A 21,973-nucleotide genomic window follows, 5' to 3' on the forward strand; every position below is an offset into this window, starting at 1 on the left:
ATACTGCAATTTGTGATTATTAAATCCAATAACTAACTATAATCCGTTACTTTTGACCTTATCCAACATGAACAACTGCTAAATAAGAATAGGACACAATATAAATTTTAATCCAAGAAAAAAACAATCAGTAAAAAACACACTAAAAATCCGAAGTCACATGAAACATTTAGATAAACTTGATGAGCTACACAATCAGTCGCAAGAAAAAATAGCCGAAGCAATCTCTGCCTTACTAAGAAGTATCCCGGAAAAAGATCAAAGAGTAGAAATTTTAACCCAAAGAAATCCACCTATTGAAGTTCTAAGGTTAATTAACAAAATCGCCGATAAAAAAGAAGATTACGAAACCTGTGCTGCAATTAAGCAATTTGCTAATAATAATCTCTCCCTGTAAAGCATAAATTAGTGACATCTAACATCGCTTTTAATTTTCTATCTTTGACAAAAAAGCCATAATTATTCTTTATGAATAACAGACAATCTTATTTAACTTTAATTGGAAGAAGATTAGCCTATCTTAAAACCGAGGTTGAACTTTTTAATTCTCTGAATTTAACAGATATAAATGTCTATGCTGAAAATTTCTACCGAGACTTTTTCAATAAACTTGGTTACGAATTTGACAACACCAACTTCATAGAGAATAATTTTGCTTATATCGATCTAATCGATAGTAAAAACAAGCTGGCAATCCAAGTAACTTCCCAAAATGACAACAAGAAAATAACAGAAGCAGTCACAGGGTTCTACAAAAAATCTGAACACAAAGATTATAAATTGAAGCTTCTTTTAATATCCAAAGATGCTAAAAATTATAGAACTAAATTTGGTAATAACTTTGATCACAAAGAAGATGTTTGGGATATAAAGAAGGTTTTATCAATAATAAATAACATTACCGACTTAAATAAACTTAAAAGTATTGCTGATTTTCTCAACGAACAGATATTACAAGAGAGAAAAAACACAGAATCTAACGAGGTTGAAACTATTATGGCTTTGATTGAATATTTAAGCAAAGATGACAACCGGAGTATATCTCAAAAACCTGAAATTGTAGATCCTCAGTTTAAAATTTACAATAGGTTTTCTGAGCATAGTGTTTTTTTGATAAATTTATATTCGGAACTTTGTACCGTCTACCAGCAACCATTATTGGAAGGTAAACAAGGTATTGATGGTGTAAAAGCAATTAAAATATCAAGTTATTTAAAGGATGAAAGTGATAAAATTTTAACCTCGGAAGGTAATAATCCACAAATCGCATTAGAAAAATTTGTTGAAATTATTTACGACAAACTTTCGGAAAATGGGATTAAATTTGATAAGATTGCCATAAAATTCTATCTATTAGATGAGTTGATTAATTGTAATGTATTTCCAAATAATTAAAAGATGTTAATATCTAAAGACGAAAATATAAAAACCTCCTCAGTGTATGTTGCTTCTTTGATTTTGAAAAACATTCAACGTCAAAAAGTTGACAAGATTTCTATTTTCGAATTATCTAAGGATCTAAAAAAATATAATATTACACGTTATCGACACTTATTTTTTGGACTTGCATTTTTATATTCTTCAGGAATAATTGACTTTAAGGAACCTTTTATCTATGTTCGCAAACAAAAATGATTAAAATTAATAGACTATATAGTGAACCTGAAATATTTGAGCCAATTACATTCGAATATGGTGTCAATATTATTATGGGGGAAGAAGCGGAAAGCACCAATAAGAAAATTGGTGTAGGAAAGTCTATTTGCATAGAATGCATAAATTTTTGTTTACTTAAAAGAATAACAGATAGTAGATTAAACTTAATTCCTAAGAAGTATGCTGAAATAACGGACAGCAAAATTAAGTTAGATCTGGATTTTAATGACAAGAAATTAACTATTTCCCGATCAATACAGAATCAAGATCAAATTTCCATCTTAGTAAATGGAGAAGAAAAGAATTTTGAGAGATTAGATGACGCTTCAGACTATTTAGGAAATTTATATTTTGAAAAATTCCCCGTAAATCTAAAGCGATTGAGTTTTAGAAATCTATTACAACCAATTATCAGAGACGAAAGATCGGAATTTAAAGATTTAGTTCAATGCCATGACACAAAAAAGAGGATTCCGCCAGATTTTGGACCACATCTTTTTTATTTGAATTTAGGGCTTGAAAAATATTCAGAAATTAGAACTTTGAATGAGAATCTAAAAAAGAAGAAAGATTATTTTTCCGAAATAAAAAAAATAGTAACACAAAACAATGAACTAAAGATTCAAGATGCTAAAGCTCATTTGAATGAACTTGAAAGTGAAGTTCAAAAAGTCAACAAATCCATCGAAGGATTAAAGAGCAACGAATCTTTTGACTTACTTCAAGAAGACTTAGTAAAATTGGAAAGTAAATTATCTGAACTAAGAACCCGTCAACAAGCTATTAAATATGAAATTAAACAAATAGATTCATTACCAAAGCCGGAAACAATTAACGAAAATGAAATTTCGATAATATTCAATCAATTTAAACAGGGACTCGGTGATTTAGTAGAAAAATCATTAGATGATTTAAAAGAGTTTAAAAATAAAATAGACGGCTTTAGAAGTTCTATTGTAAATGATCGATTAGTTGCACTTAAAACAGAACTTAATCAGCTAAATGAAGTTGTCCGAAAGCTTGACAATGATTATTCTGAAAAGCTTTCCCTAATAGATAATGGTGAGGTTTTAAGGGATTTGAAAACTTCGATAAAAATTTTCAATGATAAGAATAGCGAGTTAAGCAATCTTCGATCACTAATTGAAAGGTATGATATCGCAGAAAGAGATAAGAAACTTTTAGAAGCAGAGAAAACTTTATTAATCTCAGACTTCGATGAAGAATTGTATCAAAAATCAAAAGTAATCAAGAGTTTCAAAGAAACGATTTTAAAAATTCACGAACAGATAATGGGAAATCGAGAAGCTCATTTTGATATAAAGACAACAAAAAACAAAAATGTTGTAGAGTTTATTATGAGAACCGATGATGATGGTAGTCATTCCACAGAAAGAATGAAGGTTTTTATATATGATATATCTTTAATGCTAAATGAATATACAAAAATTTATCATCCAGGCTTTGTAATACACGATAACATTTTTGAAGATGACGATTCAATTGAAAAGAGTTTAAATTTTCTTTATGCTTACAATGAAAAGAGTCCCAATGAATTCCAATATATTGTTACACTAAACCGCGACTTAATAGAACTTGCTTCTCAAAGAAACAACTTGCTTTTCGATGTAAATAGTGTAAAACGAGCATCATTCACAAAGGATAAAAGATTTTTGGGATTAAAATACAATGAAACTAAATAGTTCAAAATTTACTACGAAAACAACGCCTACTTTCCAGTAGGCGTTGTGATTATATTGGGATATCGAATAAGGAGAACTATTTTTCTAAAACCTTACTCAAAACCTTTAAAAAGTCAATAAGAAGTTCTAAGGATGCCCCATCCACGGTACAAGAAAAGCTCATCCAAAAGATGAGCTTTTCTTGTATATAACTCTTTTTAGGATGGATCATTGGTAGTACTCCTGCTAATCGATGATTTTACTTAAAATGAGAGATGCTTGTCATGATATCTAAATCTATAGATCAAAATTTCCAAAATTAAGTAAAATCGACTATCTAATCTTGCGAACCTTTTCTTAAGATGTGCTCCTAAATGTTTACCATAATTATCCGTTGGGAGATTATATCCTCGAAAATCACGTTTATAGCTTGATACTTTACCTAATTTAATTTGACATTAAAAAATAATCTGCAATATTTGAGGCGATTACATATAATTATTAAAAAATGATGGTTTCAAATTTTGATATTAGGAAAATCGCCGTATATTTGCATCACCAAAACAGAAAACAACTTGTTGACTGTTAGCAATGCGAAAATAGCTCAGCTGGTAGAGCACAACCTTGCCAAGGTTGGGGTCGCGAGTTCGAATCTCGTTTTTCGCTCCACATTAATATCACCTGCCTAGGTGGTGGAACTGGTAGACACGCAGGACTTAAAATCCTGTTTCCGTTAAGGAAGTGCGGGTTCGATTCCCGCCCTAGGTACAAGAAAGCTCATCCAAAAGATGAGCTTTTCTTGTTTTAAAAACGATCCAATTGGCGATTTCAATTTTCAACTGAAATCCAGAAAATTCAATGTCTTTTTAGAAAATTGCTATATTCGAAGTAAAATAAAGTTAGTATGCTCAATTTTTATTATAGTTTATTATTTCTTGCATTCTTAGTTCTTGTGCTATTGACTGTATTTTTATATTGGAAAATCCGCATTTTGAAACGGCAAAATGAATTACTTACTAAACAGAATCGTGATGTATATAGTATCACTCTTCCAGATGAAACAACTATTTATAAGTTAGATCCACATTTACTAAAAAATGCATTAAACGCAATTCAATCGCATGCTTATCAAAGTTATCATGCCCTCGATAAGTTATCCAATGTACTGGATTATATTCTTTATGAGACAGATGGCACATTTGTTAAATTAAAGGATGAAATTGCTTTTGCTCAAAATCTGATTGAGATCAACAAACTTAAAATCAGTCCTTTATTTGATTTGCATATTCGTAAAAAAATTAGCCCCGAAGCTGGAGATATGCTGATCGCTCCTTTTATGACTATCAATCCAATCGAAAATGCGTTTAAACATGCCGATGTCCAAAATGAAAATAGTTATATCTCTGTTGTTTTTGAAGTTGTTGAAGATTATTTTTATCTGACCGTATCTAATCGCATCCAGTCAAAACAACGTACAACGAATACTTTAGGTGGTTTAGGAAACAAAACATTTATACAACGATTAAAAAGTATTTATGGTGAAGATTATAGTTTAAACACAGAGCAAAAAGAAGATATTTACACCGTAACAGTAAAAATAAAACTGTATAAGAATGATTAAATGTATATTGTTGGATGATGAACTTCCTTCACTAAGCTATCTTCAGGCTTTATGTGGAAATTTTAAGGATGTCGAAATTGTCAAAAGTTTTAATAATCCACAAAAATTTTTAGACCAGGTCGACAAGCTTGATTTTAACACATGTGTCATGGATATCCTCATGCCTAATCTTAATGGTCTCGATATTGCAAAACTCTTACCCAATAAGGCTATTATATTTTCGACCGCATATAAAGAGTTTGCGGCGGATGCATTTGATTTGCATGCTGTAGATTATTTACGTAAACCTTATCAAGCTGATCGCTTGCAAATTGCTTTTGATAAAGCGATGAAATGGATTATAGCAAATGCGGTATCCAGTGAAGATATCATTGAATTGAATAGTAATCAAGGGAAAACTCGAATCATTACTTCACAAATTGCTTACATCGAAGTCGCAGATCATGATAGAAGAGACAAGTATATAAAGATGACTGACGGACCTGATATTCTGGCAAAAAACATAAGCCTGGACGAAATCTTGATGCTCTTACCTAGTGGAAAATTCTGTCGAATCAATAGGCGAAATGTGATTGCATTAGCAACGGTATCTTCGTATACTGCACAGTATGTGATTTGTAAAATAAAGGAGCCATCTGCGATGATAAAACTTACATTATCTGCACCCTACAGGGATCATTTTATTAACAGTCTGATTGTTTAGTACATTTTTTTTATTGTTCGGTACAAAAAATACAATTTAAGTTTGTTAAGAACCTTACAGCTATTATCTTGTTGTCTACAATAGGAAAATATATGTTAAATAGTAAATACCGATCTACGTTTTTTTACCTCATTATTTTAATAATTGGGATATCACTTGGCTATTTTATTATCCATCAAGGGACGCGATTTGAACATGAAACACATGGAAATATAAACGTTCCTATACATTCTGCCTGGTCACATTTTTTAGATCACTTGCATGAAAATCTTTCCTACCCACTAGCAGTCCTCATACTACAGATCATAACCATTATTTTTGTAGCTCGAATTTTTGGTTTATTATTTAAAAAAATAGGTCAACCTTCTGTTATTGGAGAGATTGTAGCGGGTATAGCACTTGGTCCTTCTCTTTTAGGAAATTATTTTCCTGAGATATCTTCATTTCTTTTTCCAGTTAGTTCTTTAGGTAATTTGGGTGTACTTAGCCAAATCGGTCTCGTCCTTTTTATGTTTGTAGTGGGTATGGAACTTGACCTAAAAATCCTAAAAAATAAAGCTCATGATGCTATTGTGATTAGTCATGTTAGTATTATTTTTCCATTCTTGCTTGGAATGGGCTTGGCTTATGTGATCTTTCAATCGACAGCTCCCGATAACGTTTCTTTTTTGTCATATGCTTTATTTATTGGTATATCGATGAGTATTACAGCATTTCCGGTACTGGCCAGAATTGTTCAAGAAAGGGGTATGAACAAGACAAGATTGGGTTCCATGGCTATTACCTGTGCGGCGGCAGATGATATTACTGCATGGTGCCTTTTGGCAGCGGTCATAGCAGTCGTAAAAGCAGGATCTGTTATCAGTGCTGTTTACACCATTGCTTTTGCCATTGGCTACGTTTTCTTAATGGTACGATTTGTGAAACCTTTTCTGCAACGTATTGGAGATCTGCACACGACGAAGGAGCGTCTGGGAAAATCTATTGTAGGCATATTTTTCCTGACGTTACTCATTTCTTCCTGGACGACTGAAGTTATTGGTATCCACGCATTATTTGGGGCTTTTATGGCAGGTGTGATCATGCCCAATAACACGAGCTTTAGAAGTATATTTATTGAAAAAGTAGAGGATGTAGCACAAGTACTTCTTTTACCCTTATTTTTTGTATTTACGGGATTACGCACACAGATTGGATTGCTCAATGAAGCTGAACATTGGCACACATGTTTTTGGGTAGTCCTGATTGCTGTAGTGGGCAAATTTATTGGAAGTGCGCTTTCTGCAAGGTTTGTAGGACAAAATTGGCACAGTAGCCTCACCATTGGAGCTTTAATGAATACCAGAGGGTTGATGGAGTTAGTTGCGCTCAATATAGGTTATGATCTTGGCGTACTGACGGATGAAATGTTCGCCATATTGGTACTGATGGCCTTGATCACCACGTTTATGACTGGACCAGCATTAGATTTGATTAATAAATTTTTCAAACCCGAAATAGAAGATAATGCTACGCTGATATCGAAGAAAAATAAATACAACATTTTAATTTCATTTAGCAATCCAAATTCAGGTAAAATCCTACTTCGAATTGCCAATATGCTCACGAAAAAATCTAAAGAAAATAGTACCGTAACAGCGTTACACCTTTCTCTAGGGAATGAATTAAATACGTTTAATTCGATAGAATATGAAAGAGATAATTTTTCATTGTTAAACGATGAAAGTCAAAAATTAGATCAACCCTATACGCCTATTTTTAGAGGTACAGACAACATCAATGAAGATATTGCTAAAATGGCTAATGAAGAAGACTTTGACTTATTATTAACTGGAATTGGTCAATCCGTCTATGAAGGGTCTGTCCTTGGAAGTATCATTGGATTTACGAGTAAAGTGGTTAATCCTGAACGATTGTTAGGATCATTGACAGGAAAAGAAAGTCTGTTTAATCACAGTGGATTTGAAGATAAAACGACAGCACTTCTCAAATCTATTCATATTCCTTGTGGGATATTGGTCGATCGAGGTATTCCTGATGCGGTAAAAAATATACTGGTACCTATCAAAACTCTCAGTGATAGTTTCTTATTGATCTATATCCATAAACTAATCCAAAATAATGATGTAAAAGTATGTTTCTTAGATGAAGATCAAGTGATTAAAACTTCTGTAGAACTTAAGGAAGCGATTCGATCGCTAGACTACGCAGCTCCTAATCATATCAATATCATAGATGAAGCAGATCGTAAAGATGTGGTATATTCTTCTTTTGATATTATACTGATTAGCTTCTTAGCATGGAAACAGATCTCCTTTGAAAAAGAACAATGGACAAAACAGCTACCAAGTACATTAATTTTAAAACCCTAATATTTATTGTTATGGAAAAATATATTTTTGAAACTATGCTTATCAATGATGATAAAATTCATCAATTAGAGGCGACTTTAAAGAATATCCCAAATATTGTTACCATTAATATTAAGCGACTCAGTAATGGGCTTATACTAAAATTAGAAGCTCTCAATATTCAAGCTTTTGAGATTGCATTTCAGCTCAAGCAAAATGGGTTTGCTGTTGAACGCTTGTATGAAGAATAAGAGTAGATCATCCGTTTTTACACCATAAAGGAAATTTTATGTTCTAGACTTTCCTTTATGGTTTGAGTCAATTATTTGATTAGCAATTAATGGATCCTATGATCACCTTAATAACATACCTCTGAATTGCTATTTTATTGTGTACCGGTCAGCTTTTCTCGATTATTTTTATATTTTTATCGAACAATAGATGACATATGCACACAGCTCTTTATATTTTTTCTTCCATTCTGATCATTATAAGTTTTGTTCCATTAATCAGGAACGATTATTGGACATTTCGTGTTTTTGAATATCCTAGACTACAAAAGCTGGTGCTCACGATTGTATCATTAGTTCTATTAGTGATTTTCTGCGAAAAAACAACTATTTTCTACATCTATATTACGCTGCTTTCTGGTACTATTATCTATTTAACAAAGCAGATTCTCCCCTTTACTCCAATTGGAAAAAAGCAAATTTTAAGAGCTAAAAAGGATATACCTGATCAATCGATCAGTATAATGATATCCAATGTATTTGAGGATAACACCAATTATCAGGGTTGTATTGCGGAGATTAAAAAGACGGGTGCAGATGTTGTTCTTTTGCTCGAAACCAGTCATAAGTGGATGGAAGAATTAAGAGAGGCTACGGATGCATATCCCTTTCGTATCGAAAAGCCAATCGACAATACCTATGGTATGCTTTTGTATTCTAAATTGGAACTAAAAGATAGTAAAGTCAAATTTTTAGTTGAAGATGATATTCCCTCAATCCACACAAAGGTAATTTTACCGAGTGGTGAGCTTGTCCAATTGTATGCAGTACACCCTACTCCACCTGTTCCAAACGAAAACCCGCGATCAACGGAAAGAGATAAAGAACTTTTAATGATTGCAGATGAAGCTGAAAAATCTGAAGTACCGGTTATTGTTTGTGGGGATTTAAATGACGTTGCATGGAGCTATACGACTGAACTATTCTTAAAAACAAGTCAATTGCTAGATCCTAGAAGGGGACGTTTCTTTCTCAACACCTTCCATGCGCATCATTTTTTTATGCGTTTTCCATTGGATCATATCTTTTGCAGCACAGATTTTAAATTGAAGCGGATGAAAAGGTTGTATAACTTCAATTCGGACCACTTCCCGATTTTAACAGAATTGCAATATGAGAGATCTGCTGATATCGAACAAGAAGAAAATACACTGGATGTAGATCAAGAAGATATAGCACTGGCTAAAGAGAAAAAAGAAAAGTGCTGATCGTACAGCACTTTTTATTCTTTATTGCAAATTATAATATTTAATACTCTATTGCTAAAATTGATCTCAGTGGGATCAACACACCACTTTTAATTTGAAGATACTTATCTGTTAAAGACCAAACTGTTGTTTCCACTCTCTTGGGACCAGCCTCTGTTTGAAAAGCGATCGTTGTCTTGGACTTGAATTCATTACCTAATCGTAAAGCCCCTTTTAGTGTTTCTAAGAACGTCTGAGTTCTATCTTCATTCGCTGCAACAATTTTGAATGAAGAGATTTGTTCTTTTTCTATCAATTCTCCGATCATACTCCTAATAATTTATAATTGACAATTTGATTAAATAAGCCATTTCATTTATAACGTTCCTAATTGTTATAACATATACTTAACCTTACTTAAATGTAAGAATTCCTAAATAAAATACCAATAGTATTTTGTTTTTAACATTTATTTTACAAATCCAGATCATCACTCGTATAATTATCCCTAAATTTGTTGAAATTTATCAAAAATGGACAATTCAACATTTGAAAAAAACTGGGAGATCAATTTTACACAATGCTATTCAAATGCTAGAATTCGCTATTCTGATCTTTCTAACTTATTGCAATTGACAGCTGGTGAGCATGCTACTATCTCTGGCTTTGGTTTTAAAGAAATGGCGAAGAATAATCAAACCTGGGTTCTAAGCCGTATCCGATTTGAAATAAGTCGTTTGCCAAAGTGGATGGATAAAGTGACTATTAAAACTTGGATTCAACGACTAGAGGGGGCTAAATCTACCCGTAATTTTGAAGTTTATGTCAATAATCAACTGTATGTGGCAGCAAGCAGTTATTGGGCTGTAATCAATACGGTGAAAAGAGGACCTGAAGAATTGGCAATCGCTCTCGGAAATTTTAAAACTTTTCCTGATCGCTTTAGTACGCAAAAACCTTTTTCAAAATTGAATTTAGCTCAGGCAGTCAAATCAATAGAAAACTATACGGTTAAAATATCGGATCTAGATATTGTCAATCACGCAAACAATGTTAAATACTTGGATTGGTGCATGGACCGACTACCCATGGAACTGGTATTAACCAATCAAATAGCTGCTATAGAAATGAATTATTTGAGAGAACTTCGCTATAATGATACGGTGGAAATTAGTGGCAATTCAACTGAATTGGGCTATTTCATGACCGTTGCTAAGCAGGAACATATATCTTTTGCTCTAGAAATTGAAACAAAATAAAAGGGGCTGTATCAAATTTGATGATACAGCCCCTTTTTATATGATGATAAAGCAAATTAACCTGCAAAAGCTTTATCGCCTTTTTTATACGGATAATTTCCATCAAACTTTCCTGGGATCTTAACATAGCGTAATGCTTTTGTTAATCCAAGTTCTGAATTAAAGTAGCCCGTTAAGGTCAATTGTTTAAACATCGTGAACCAATGTGGTGGCTTACCAGCGACCTCTCGATATAATTCATTCTGCTTAACTGCATTCTTTTCACGTTCTTCTTTTGTTTCCTCATCCTGTTTTTTATTAAACTCATTTGCTTCTTTGTCTAATAAATTCACAAAACTTGTACGTTCTTCAGCAGAAAGATCCAAAAAGTTTTTCTTCATTAACTCTTGTGCTTTTTTATCTAGGTTGTTAATTCCATCCATAAAAACAGCTTGCTGTTCGTCAGTATAACAATCTCTAACCATTACAGGAATAAAACTTCCTACCCCAGCTTCTTTTGCTCCTGGAGTTGAGGTTTTTGGTAAAATAGCTTCTGCTAAGTCTCCCAATAGATCAGTAGTCTTAGGTTCAAATAAAACTTCTACTTGTTTAGTAGCAGAGCGTGAACAACCTTCAAGAAAAAGGCTCGAGCCGATGACCACGCCTCCCATCAACATGGCTACACGCTGAATTGCTTCTCTTCTATTCATAATCAATCTCTTTTTTAATACTTAAAATGTATAATTTACTTCCCAGCCTGGACGATAATTACGTTTTACGAACTGGTTTACTTCATCAAAATTAGTCACACGCATATTATTATTATCCCATAATAGGCGTAAATTTCTTCCTGGATACTTATTATCCACTTTCAAATCAGATCCACGAATGGCTAAATTAGCCATTAGCAAGGCTTCTGTTAATGGTCCAGCGATTTCAAAAGGTGAAGACATCTGCATATTACCGTAACCAGCAATACATCCTTCTACCCATTGCGCCCAGTGACCATCAGCACCACCTTTAACACGTGCATACTTTTGTTTTGGATTGGTATAAGAAGCAGATGTTGGCAGCAATCTTGGATTTGCGGCATAGGTATCAGCTAATATTTTACCTTTGGTACCGATAAATAAAATACCATTACCGCCGTCTCCAAAAGCTTCGTTTGGTCCTAATTCTTCTGGTCTTGGTGGTTGAATTCCGCCATCCATCCAGTGCAGTTTAACATCACCTGTTGTCTTGTCGGTCTTTGGAAAAGTCATAACCGCATAACTGGACGGTGGACAACTTTCTGGGAAATATCCTCGTTTGAATTCATCAACATATACCGAGCCTACAGTTGCCTGTACATCTTTTACATATTGTAGACCATAGATACTAAATGGTGCTTCCATGTTATGGCAGCCCATATCACCTAATGCACCAGTTCCATAATCCCACCAACCTCTCCAGTTAAAAGGAATTAATTTTTCAACGTAATCTTTATTTGGCGCAGTACCTAACCAAAGGTTCCAGTCCAGTTCTTTTGGCACTTCTGCTTTTTGAGTTGGCCATTGGATTCCTTGTGGCCATACTGGACGATCAGTCCAGCAATAAATTTCTTTCAGATCGCCGATCATACCTGCATCAACCCATTCTCTCATCTGTCTCACTCCATCACCTGATGCTCCTTGATTGCCCATTTGGGTTACAACTTTATATTTTTTGGCAGCATGTGTCAATGCACGGGCTTCCCACACATCATGTGCTAATGGTTTTTGCACGTACACGTGCTTGCCCAACTGCATCGCAGCCAAAGCTACGATTGCATGCTGATGGTCTGGTGTTGACACTGAAACAGCATCGATATGTTTATGCTCTTTATCGAGCATTTCACGATAATCTTTATAAAATTTTGCTTTTGGAAATTTCTTTACTGAGTCTGCGGCACGACGTGTATCTACATCACATAAATAAGCAATATTTGCTTTTCCGCTAGCGGCAAATCGTGAAACGTCTGATCCACCCATACCACCAACCCCTACAGATGCAACATTCAACATATCGCTTGGTGCTGTAAAACCAGTACCTCCTAAAACATGACGAGGTAAAATTGTTACTCCAGCTCCAAACAAGGCTGCTTTTTTTAGAAAGTCTCTTCTTGATGAATTATTTTTTTCCATAATTTAGATTTATTGATGATTATAGATTGCCTTTTTTCAGTTCACTTACAGCAAAATCAACCGCTCGGGCTGTTAATGCCATATACGTTAATGAAGGATTAACACAGCCTGCTGATGTCATCGCTGCACCATCTGTTACAAAAACATTTAACGCGTCCCAAACCTGATTGTTACCATTTAAAACAGATGTTTTAGGATCTCTACCCATACGAGCTGTTCCCATTTCGTGGATACCTTGACCAAAACCATATACATTATCGTAGGTATATGTGTCTTTAACACCAATTTTCTCCAACATCTCTTTCATCTCGTTTTGCATGTCACCGCGCATCTTCAACTCATTATCCTTGATTTCAACATCCATTGATAATACAGGAAGACCCCATTTATCTTTTTTAGTCTTGTCTAAGCTAATTTTGTTTTCATGGTATGGTAAAATCTCCCCGAAAGCAGTAAAACCTACGCTCCAATCACCAGCTTCGGTAATCGCATCTTTCCATGCGCCACCTACACTCATCTCTGCGACCTCTCCAGACCAGCGACCACGACCTGCAGCTCCTTGATAACCAAAACCACGTACATAATCACGTTTCTTTTCGTCACCGGCAACGTTCACAAAACGTGGCACATATAATCCTGTTGGTCTTCTACCAAAAACATAACTGTCTAAATATCCTTCAACTGTACCACCGGCACCACAACGGAAATGGTGATCCATTACGTTATGACCCAACTCGCCACTGCTACTTCCAAGTCCGCCTTCCCAAACATCAGTAGCCGAATTCATCAAGACCCAAGTTGAGTTAAATGCAGATGCATTTACAAAGATTACTTTAGCGAAAAATTCATAGGTTTGATTTGTTTCTGCATCAATAATCTCCACTCCTTTAGCTTTCTTTGTATTCTTATCATATATGATCTTCGTGACAATAGAAAAAGGACGTAATGTCAAATTACCTGTCGCTACCGCAGCTGGTAAAGTTGCCGACTGTGTACTGAAATAAGCGCCAAAGTTACAACCTAACCAACATTGATTTTGATATTGACAGTTGATACGATTGTGATGAGGAACAGTAATATTAGCTGTTCTTCCCATAATAAAATGGCGATTACCATTATATTCTTTCTTCAAACGAGCTGCTAAATCTTTTTCCACGATATTCATCGCCATTGCTGGCATGAAATCACCGTCAGGTAAAACATCTAGACCATCACGATTACCGCTGATACCTGCAAATTTCTCTGCATAGCTATACCAAGGTGCAATGTCTTTATAACGAATAGGCCAATCGACTCCGTGACCGTCTTTTAAATTTGCTTCGAAATCCAAATCACCAAGACGATAAGATTGTCTTCCCCACATCAATGAACGACCACCTACATGATATCCTCTATACCAATCAAAACGTTTTGTCTCGGTATAAGGACTTTCTTGCTCATTCACCCAATAGTCTAAGTTTTTTTCATTTAAAGGATAATCTCTACTCAAAACAGGACGATCTTTGATCATTTGTTGTGTACGACCACCTGCGTGCGGAAAATCCCATGGATTTTTATTCGGCGACGGATAATCTTTCACGTGCTCAATATTACGACCACGCTCCAACATCAAGGTCTTTAAACCTTTTTCTGTCAATTCTTTTGCTGCCCATCCACCACTGATTCCTGAACCAATGACAATAGCATCATAAGTGTTATTTTCAGCCATTTTATATTTATGTTTAGTTTAGTTTTTTAATTAACTTTTATTCGGATATAACTTTATTTTCTACTTTCTCGTCTTTAAAAGCAACCAAGAAAATAATAAAAACTACGAATGCAATTCCTGCTGGAATAATCCATGTTTGTTTCCAGAAATCAGCAACATTAGCTTCTTGAAGATACGCATATTTTTCACCAATAAATCCTGCTACCCAGAATCCAATCAGCTGACCTACTCCATAAGTTGCTAATGTGATCAAACCTTGAGCTGCGCTTTTATATTTAATACCTGCCTTACTATCGGTATAAATTTGACCTGATACAAAGAAGAAATCATAACAAATACCATGTAAAGCAATACCTAATATCAACATGAAAGAAAGATCGCCGGCGTTGCCATATGCAAATAAGATATATCTTAGAGCCCAAGCAAGCATACCCACTAAAATTGTTTTCTTAAAACCAAATTTAGAAAAGAAAACAGGTAATGCTAATAAGAATAGGACTTCCGAAATTTGTCCAATAGTCATTTTGCCTGTCGGGTTTTCCATTCCAATTTGATCTAAAAACGGATTAGCATTTTGATAGTAAAATGCTAGAGGAATACAGATCAATATGGAAGAAATAAAGAAAATCAAGAAGTTACGATCTTTCAATAATTTGATTGCATCTAAACCAATAATGGATGCAAACGAAGGTTTTTGATCGGATTCAATTTTAACGGGAGGTGTTTTAGGTAAAGTGAATGAAAATAAACCTAATACTAATGATGCTACCGCTCCCATTAAAAAGGTATTTTTCAAAGCACCGGCAGAAGATGCTTCTGCTGCATCCCATTTAAATAGGTAACTGATCGATAAACCTGCCACGATCCAACCGATTGTACCCCAGATACGGATATTGGAAAATTGTTTTTCAGGATTGCTTAGTTGTCTGAAAGATACCGAATTTACCAATGATAGTGTTGGCATATACAATACCATGTAAGCCAATACATAAGGGTAAAATGATGATATTTCAGTAGCGTTATACATTTGATACATCAGAACAGCACCAACTACATGCAATACACCAAGTATACGCTCTGCATTAAAGTATCGATCGGCAATCATACCGATAATAAAAGGGGCGATAATAGCTCCTAATGATTGGGTAGAAAAGACATTCGCAATTTCAAGCGGTTGTGCTTGTAAATTTTTACTTAGGTAGGTACCCAATGTAACAAACCATGCGCCCCAGATAAAGAATTCCAGGAACATCATGAACGACAATTTAAATCTAATAGATGTAGACATTATATGTTTAGTTTATTTTAAAATAAGAGATTTTTATCAATAATTGGTTTTAATATGACAATCTAGCATAAAAAAAACAATTGTACAAATTACACTAAGAAATTATCTACTTCTCTGTATGCGTTAACCAAAGCTTCTTCTCCCACTTTGCCTCCTTTGGACATGCCGTGTTCCATGCCCACTACACCTTTAAAGCCCTTCTCATGAAGCCATTTAAAGACGTTTTTGTAGTTGATCTCACCTGTTGTAGGCTCTTTTCTACCAGGGTTATCTCCTACTTGGATATATGCGATCTCACTCCAACATTCATTCATTTTATGTATCAAGTTTCCTTCATTTTTTTGCATATGATAGGCATCATATAATAATTTACATGAAGGGCTTCCTACTCCTTTACAAATCTCGTACGTTTGATCCGAATATCTTAGGAATAGATCGGGAGTATCACTTAATGGCTCCAATACCATGGTAATACCATGAGGTTCGAATATCTCTGCTCCTCTTTTTAATGCTTCAATGACATTACCCGTCTGAACACCGATTGATAAATTGCGTTCATAGTCGCCAGGTACGACCGTTACCCATTTTGCATTTACACGTTTTGCAACTTCTACAGACTCTTTACAGCCTTTCAGAAAGATATCGATGTAATCTTGTTTTCCTGCTGCTAATGTATTGGCACCGTTCCCGCCTTTTGGAACAACAAACACACCCATACGCATACCCAAAGCCGCCAAGGTTTCACCTATTTTCTTTTGTTCGTCAATACTACGCCCCGTCATACCATTATCTTCGATACTTCGAAATCCCAACTCGTGCATATATTTGATCTCATCAACAAAACTTTTGCCTGCAGTAGCACTGAACATTCCTTGGTGGGGTGCATAATCCAAATTAAATGTGGCTCCAGCTTTATTTTTTTTCTGTTGCTGCTCTCCTGCTAAGGTGGTCAAGCTCACTGCTGAACCAGCTACCAGTAAGGTATTTTTTAAAAAATCAGATCTTTTCATAATTTCATTATGTTGCTTTTTGTAGAAAAAAATCAGAAAACCCTTTTGAGTATTTTTCTTCTATTTCTCCCCTTTCATTGTTAAATATAATATAAACTTCTAAATTCTTCCTCTTCTTTACAAAATCTAATATCTCGTCAGGTGTCAGTGCCATAAAATAATTATCTAAAGCATCGGCTTCCATAGCAGTTTTTGCATATACCGTCACACTCACTATGGGACTTGAAAACATATATCCAGTTAATGGGTTGACATGGTGGCTGATTTTCTGTTTGCCATTCATCATATATTTCTCAAAATTGCCGGCCGTGGTTAGCGCCCCAGATTTAATACATACTACCTCTGTTTGCAAATGATGATTTGAAGTTGGTCTTTCGATGCCAATTTTAAAAAAATCACCTTGCAAATTTTTGCCTTTGACACGCATTTCACCTCCCAATTCAACAATATAATTTTTGACACCTTTATTTTCAAGAAATTCAGCCAATACATCGACCGAATATCCTTGAGCGATACCATTTACATCAATACTAATGTTGGGTCTTGATTTTTTGAGATAGGGTGCTTCCCAGATCAATTTGTTCATCCCAACCGACGATAAAGTGGAAGTAATTTTATTGGAATCGGGAAAATGCTTGATTTGTGTAGTACCGAATCCCCATAACTGAACAAGAGGTGCTACAGTGATATCAAAAATACCTTTCGTGATCTGATGGTAGTAAAATGATGCTTCAACTACTTTTTGAAAGTGTCGATCCAGTTTGACAATATTTGTTTCCTGTTTATTAAACTGACTGATTGTCGACAATGGATTATAGATTGACATGGATAAATCGATCACTTTTAATATACTATCGACATCATTTTTTGAAACTTGTTCATATTGATCGAAATATGTTATGTGGTAAGAGGTGCCCTGTGCAGGCCCTGACAAGACAATTTTTTGGAGAGGTTGTACAAAATAAGAAGTTTGTTCAATTTGTGTAGCAGCGATGCCGCACAAACTGAACAAACTTATTGAGAGCAGTATCCATGATTTAAAATACATGAATGCATCCCCTTATTAAATGTATAAATTTGTATTCTGACCAGGTATTGCTACCGGATATGAACCATCTTCTTTTGGTAATACTTTTGGTAAAGCATCCCATGCGTAATTTGCTGGCATAATATCAATGTCCGATTTCAATGCCGCATCCCACTTGATGACTTTTCCTGTATAGCACGCAATACGACCAATAATACCTGTTAAAGTACTGTAAGCTCCATATTCGGCATTATCAAATTTGTATTCTCCTTTTGAAATTGCCTCGAACAATTCTTTATGTTCTTGTTGATAAGGATTTGGATTACCTTTAGGATCATGACGATAGATTTCATTTCCTTTGGCATCCCAAAGTACAGCTTGGCCATTTGCAGATAGGTATGCTCGACCTTTTGTTGCCTGGAACTGCTCATCAACTCTGTTAGTGACACCTTCAAAGTGAGCACACTGACTGTACACAACCGAATTATCGGGATACGTTAGCTCCAATGCAAAATTATCATAGATCTCTCCATACTCTTTACCTGTTCTATGTGCACGGCTACCTGTACCTTGAATACGTACGGGATATGCACCTTTTACCCAATTGGCAATATCTATATTATGTACGTGTTGCTCTACGATATGATCTCCACACAACCAGTTAAAATAATACCAGTTACGCATTTGGTAATCCATTTCTGTTTGTCCTGGTTTACGTGGTCTTACCCACACGCCACCGCTATTCCAGTACACTTGTCCTGCAACAACATCACCGATAGCACCATCATGTATTCTTTTGATCGCTTCTCGATAATTTGTTTGATATCTACGTTGAAGACCTACAACGACATTTAATTTTTTCTTTTTAGCAATTTCAGCTGCTGCTAAAACTTTACGGATGCCTGGGATATCAACAGCTACTGGCTTTTCCATGAATACATGTTTGCCCTGGCGAACTGCTTCTTCGAAATGCATCGGACGAAACCCAGGAGGAGTTGCTAAAATAACAACATCCGCTAACTTAATGGCTTCTTTGTAGGCATCAAATCCAACAAATTTATGTTGATCAGATACATCGATTTTATCTTGCCATTTATCTTTTAAAGTTTTATAAGTGCTATCCAAATTATCTTTGAAAGCATCAGCTAATGCTACAACTTTAATATTGAAACCAGAGCTTAAAGCATCAAAAGTTGCACCTGTACCGCGACCTCCACAACCGATTAATGCAACTTTAATCACATCACTTCCTGCTGCAAATGCTCCTACGATAGGCATGGAACTTAAAACTGTCCCACCTGCAATAGCTGCTGTCGTTTTTAAAAAATCACGACGTTCAAATTTTTCCATATTTTAGGTATTTAGGGTTATAATTGATATTTTAATAATCTTTAATTGGAGCTTTATCATAATAAGCCATGATCTCCTCATGTGAAGGTGGAGTAACTGGTCTTACCAACCTCATCCCCACAAATGGTGCCTCAGGAAACCACCAATTACTCTTAGGAATCTGTGGATCTAATTGCTTCCAAAAAGGATCTGATGCCAACCGAGCGGCACTTCTCAAATCCATAGGTTCGCTATCAAAAGAACCACCTCTTACACTATTTGGATATAATTTTGTAGGTACTGCAACTGGGTTGTCTGCTACTTTACCTTCAAATTGTTTATAATAATCTTCAATATATTGATCAAAAGTCCACTCAGAAACATTGCCATGCATATCGAATAAACCCCATGCATTTGGTTTCTTAGTGCCGACAAGATGTGTAGATCCATCACTATTTCCTTTATGCCAAGCATATTGATCTAATTGAGATGCATCATCGCCAAAACTAAATGCTTTGTCACTTCCTGCACGACACGCATATTCCCACTCTGCTTCAGTTGGAAGTCTATAAAAAACTCCTGTACGAACATACAACCATTTACAAAATTGAATGGCATTATAATGTGTCATGGCTAAGGCAGGATGCCCTTCTTTACCCATACCAAAAGTCATGTCCAAATAAGGCTTTGTAGGACGTGTAACTGCATCAACTTCTGGTGCTATCTTGCCGTCTAAACTTTGAGTTAGTTCGTAATCCTTATACAAGAAGGGTTCAAATAAATTCCAAGTTACTTCATACTTACCAATCCAGAAAGGTGCTATTTTCACTTCATGAATAGGTTTTTCATCTGCTTTTACATTTCCGCCTTGTTTATATACTCCAGCAGGAATTGCAACCATATCAAATTTCAATTTTGTACCCTTTATTTCTTGTACATAACTTTCCACCTTTTGCTGTGCAAACGACGTACTAGAAATTCCTAACAAGATAAGAGCAAGTAAACTTTTATGCATTTTATTTTTTTCTATAAATAATTGGTCATCACCCTCCCACTAATCCAGACGTATTATTTGTCTAAGATATTAATTTGATTGTGTATTATAAACAATAAGCCTCATAACTTTTTTATTACAAAAGTTAAAAATGATAAGTGCTTAAAAAAAATAAGGCTTGTAAAACAAAGTTTCACAAGCCTTAATGTAGTACAGACGTATTTTATTACAATAAAATATTACGACTCACTTCTTTGTCTATTGTAATATAGCCCGGATAAAAAATTGACTTACCTGCAATATTGATTGAAGGTTTTATCTTAATTGTAAATAATCCCTTTTTTGTATTGGAATTAGATCCGATAAATCCTGCTAAATCACCGTTATTGATCAAGTCATAAATATTAGTATTCAATCGCACCGATGCTATTGTTGATTGCCCTGGATCTAACGATATCGACTGATTGACAATACCTTCTGCTAATTGTTTTTTCTCAAATAAGATAATATATTGAAATTGATTGATAGCAGCTTTCTTAAGAGTCGGATTCTGAATTTTCAATCGAACAACAGCATCTAACGGTATATTTTTACGCAACATCCCTAATGCTACACTTGGCAATGCTGAAAGATCAATACCATCTGATTTAACAATCTTTTGAATAGAAGTACCTGCCACACGGATACTATCTACGGATTGTATATCGTATTTGCATTTGCCTAAATTTTCAATTTGGGCTTTTTGTCTGCTAACTCCACAGCTAGTCAAGATTGCGATACTCACAAATGCGAATAACCAATTCTTTTTCAACACGTTTATCATAATTTAATTTTTCCTTCCAAATTTATAAAGAATTCCTAAGCTATTGATAGGATGACCTGCTTTTAAATAATCATTACTCATCAATCCAAAATTCATTCCTGTCATATATTGTATCTGCCAGCCACGCCCCACTTCCATACGGGTATAAAATACAGGTTCAATCAATACATTACGTTCCTTATGTGCATGTACCTGATCAATTTTAAAATCAGTCATATTCACATGGGATACTCTTAAAATTGTTCCATAATTTAATGCGCGATCTCCACCAAATAAATGTATCTTTTGTCTTTTTGTAGAAGAATAATTGACCTGAACAAATATCTTATCAAAATCCATATCTCTACTTTCAACGACAGCGGGGCCAGCGGTTGATGTTCTGGTATCCACTTCATTCACAGTTCCTATTCCATATCCAGCATATACTTCTAAAATACGATTGCGTCGCTGTCCAAAAGTAGTAAAATATCCGATGCCTAATTCGCCCATTTTTTGAGCAAAATCAGTTGGACTATCTTTTCGATCTATATAAGAACCATTTGCAATCACTCCAATATGATCTGAAACAGCGACCCCACCACTTGCAGAAACATTTCCTTTTAAATTGATATTTCCAGAAACATATACCTCACCTGCATCTTTGAACATAGGGGCTGCTGGGACATTGGGCATATACATCGAACTACAGGATGATAGTAGTAATAAGCTAACTGCTGGAATACCGTATGATAGACTTTTAAAAATCATGAACGTTTAATATTATCTATAAACTGCTTTTTACGTATAAAATTGTACCAAACTCTTATTATTGATACAAATAATTATGTTCAAGTATATTAACAAGCTCGTAATTAGGGTGAAAAACAAAAAAGGCGTTAAGTAAACTTAACGCCTTTTACAAATA

Annotated in this window: 20 protein-coding genes and 2 tRNA genes; 11 read left to right on the top strand and 11 right to left on the bottom strand. The window is 34.8% G+C overall.

The window, feature by feature from the left end:
* Nucleotides 1–160: 160 nt before the first annotated feature.
* From MUB18_RS20860 to MUB18_RS20905, 10 genes are all read left to right on the top strand, one after another.
* Nucleotides 161–397, top strand: a complete 237-nt coding sequence (locus MUB18_RS20860) for a hypothetical protein (RefSeq protein WP_248754525.1) — start codon at nt 161–163, stop codon at nt 395–397.
* Nucleotides 398–468: 71 nt separating this feature from the next.
* Complete coding sequence (locus MUB18_RS20865) at nt 469–1,395, top strand: SMEK domain-containing protein (protein ID WP_248754526.1); 927 nt, start codon at nt 469–471, stop codon at nt 1,393–1,395.
* A gap of 236 nt (nt 1,396–1,631) precedes the next feature.
* On the top strand, nt 1,632–3,359 hold the full coding sequence (locus MUB18_RS20870) for a DUF2326 domain-containing protein (RefSeq protein ID WP_248754527.1): 1,728 nt from the start codon (nt 1,632–1,634) through the stop codon (nt 3,357–3,359).
* Between the two features lie 572 nt (nt 3,360–3,931).
* Nucleotides 3,932–4,007 (top strand) — tRNA-Gly (locus MUB18_RS20875).
* A gap of 14 nt (nt 4,008–4,021) precedes the next feature.
* Nucleotides 4,022–4,106, top strand: a tRNA-Leu gene (locus MUB18_RS20880).
* A gap of 136 nt (nt 4,107–4,242) precedes the next feature.
* A complete protein-coding gene (locus tag MUB18_RS20885) occupies nt 4,243–4,959 on the top strand; it encodes a sensor histidine kinase (RefSeq protein ID WP_045753492.1) in 717 nt (238 codons plus the stop codon).
* On the top strand, nt 4,952–5,662 hold the full coding sequence (locus MUB18_RS20890; RefSeq protein ID WP_045753491.1) for a LytR/AlgR family response regulator transcription factor: 711 nt from the start codon (nt 4,952–4,954) through the stop codon (nt 5,660–5,662). Before MUB18_RS20885 ends, MUB18_RS20890 begins: the two co-directional genes overlap by 8 nt.
* Nucleotides 5,663–5,754: 92 nt before the next feature.
* A complete protein-coding gene (locus MUB18_RS20895) occupies nt 5,755–8,034 on the top strand; it encodes a cation:proton antiporter (protein ID WP_248754528.1) in 2,280 nt (759 codons plus the stop codon).
* A gap of 11 nt (nt 8,035–8,045) precedes the next feature.
* Nucleotides 8,046–8,264, top strand: coding sequence for a hypothetical protein (locus MUB18_RS20900; RefSeq protein WP_248754529.1), 219 nt, complete (start codon nt 8,046–8,048; stop codon nt 8,262–8,264).
* 197 nt (nt 8,265–8,461) lie between these two features.
* Nucleotides 8,462–9,511: an endonuclease/exonuclease/phosphatase family protein gene (locus tag MUB18_RS20905; protein ID WP_248754530.1), complete on the top strand. Its 1,050-nt coding sequence runs from the start codon at nt 8,462–8,464 to the stop codon at nt 9,509–9,511.
* Between the two features lie 40 nt (nt 9,512–9,551).
* On the opposite strand, the gene MUB18_RS20910 is transcribed toward MUB18_RS20905, so the two are convergent.
* Nucleotides 9,552–9,818: a hypothetical protein gene (locus MUB18_RS20910; RefSeq protein ID WP_045753487.1), complete on the bottom strand. Its 267-nt coding sequence runs from the start codon at nt 9,816–9,818 to the stop codon at nt 9,552–9,554.
* 205 nt (nt 9,819–10,023) lie between these two features.
* Here MUB18_RS20910 and MUB18_RS20915 point away from each other — a divergent pair, with 205 nt between their 5' ends.
* Nucleotides 10,024–10,749, top strand: a complete 726-nt coding sequence (locus tag MUB18_RS20915; protein ID WP_045753486.1) for an acyl-[acyl-carrier-protein] thioesterase — start codon at nt 10,024–10,026, stop codon at nt 10,747–10,749.
* 56 nt (nt 10,750–10,805) lie between these two features.
* On the opposite strand, the gene MUB18_RS20920 is transcribed toward MUB18_RS20915, so the two are convergent.
* From MUB18_RS20920 to MUB18_RS20965, 10 genes are all read right to left on the bottom strand, one after another.
* A complete protein-coding gene (locus MUB18_RS20920) occupies nt 10,806–11,438 on the bottom strand; it encodes a gluconate 2-dehydrogenase subunit 3 family protein (RefSeq protein WP_094772787.1) in 633 nt (210 codons plus the stop codon).
* Nucleotides 11,439–11,459: 21 nt separating this feature from the next.
* Nucleotides 11,460–12,890: a Gfo/Idh/MocA family protein gene (locus MUB18_RS20925; protein ID WP_045753484.1), complete on the bottom strand. Its 1,431-nt coding sequence runs from the start codon at nt 12,888–12,890 to the stop codon at nt 11,460–11,462.
* A 19-nt stretch (nt 12,891–12,909) separates the two neighbouring features.
* A complete protein-coding gene (locus tag MUB18_RS20930; protein WP_045753483.1) occupies nt 12,910–14,598 on the bottom strand; it encodes a GMC oxidoreductase in 1,689 nt (562 codons plus the stop codon).
* A gap of 37 nt (nt 14,599–14,635) precedes the next feature.
* Nucleotides 14,636–15,886, bottom strand: a complete 1,251-nt coding sequence (locus tag MUB18_RS20935) for a nucleoside permease (protein WP_045753482.1) — start codon at nt 15,884–15,886, stop codon at nt 14,636–14,638.
* Nucleotides 15,887–15,975: 89 nt separating this feature from the next.
* Nucleotides 15,976–16,896, bottom strand: a complete 921-nt coding sequence (locus MUB18_RS20940) for a hydroxypyruvate isomerase family protein (RefSeq protein ID WP_248754531.1) — start codon at nt 16,894–16,896, stop codon at nt 15,976–15,978.
* 7 nt (nt 16,897–16,903) lie between these two features.
* Complete coding sequence (locus MUB18_RS20945) at nt 16,904–17,944, bottom strand: FAD:protein FMN transferase (protein ID WP_248754532.1); 1,041 nt, start codon at nt 17,942–17,944, stop codon at nt 16,904–16,906.
* A gap of 15 nt (nt 17,945–17,959) precedes the next feature.
* Nucleotides 17,960–19,273 (bottom strand): Gfo/Idh/MocA family oxidoreductase, encoded by a 1,314-nt coding sequence (locus MUB18_RS20950; protein WP_045753480.1) that lies wholly within the window; start codon nt 19,271–19,273, stop codon nt 17,960–17,962.
* A gap of 31 nt (nt 19,274–19,304) precedes the next feature.
* A complete protein-coding gene (locus MUB18_RS20955; RefSeq protein WP_094772789.1) occupies nt 19,305–20,267 on the bottom strand; it encodes a formylglycine-generating enzyme family protein in 963 nt (320 codons plus the stop codon).
* A gap of 205 nt (nt 20,268–20,472) precedes the next feature.
* Nucleotides 20,473–21,069 (bottom strand): hypothetical protein, encoded by a 597-nt coding sequence (locus tag MUB18_RS20960; protein ID WP_052627545.1) that lies wholly within the window; start codon nt 21,067–21,069, stop codon nt 20,473–20,475.
* 3 nt (nt 21,070–21,072) lie between these two features.
* Nucleotides 21,073–21,816 (bottom strand): hypothetical protein, encoded by a 744-nt coding sequence (locus tag MUB18_RS20965; protein ID WP_248754533.1) that lies wholly within the window; start codon nt 21,814–21,816, stop codon nt 21,073–21,075.
* Between the last annotated feature and the right edge of the window lie 157 nt (nt 21,817–21,973).

It is taken from the genome of Sphingobacterium sp. PCS056 (assembly GCF_023273895.1).
In the GTDB taxonomy this organism is placed as follows: Bacteria; Bacteroidota; Bacteroidia; order Sphingobacteriales; family Sphingobacteriaceae; genus Sphingobacterium.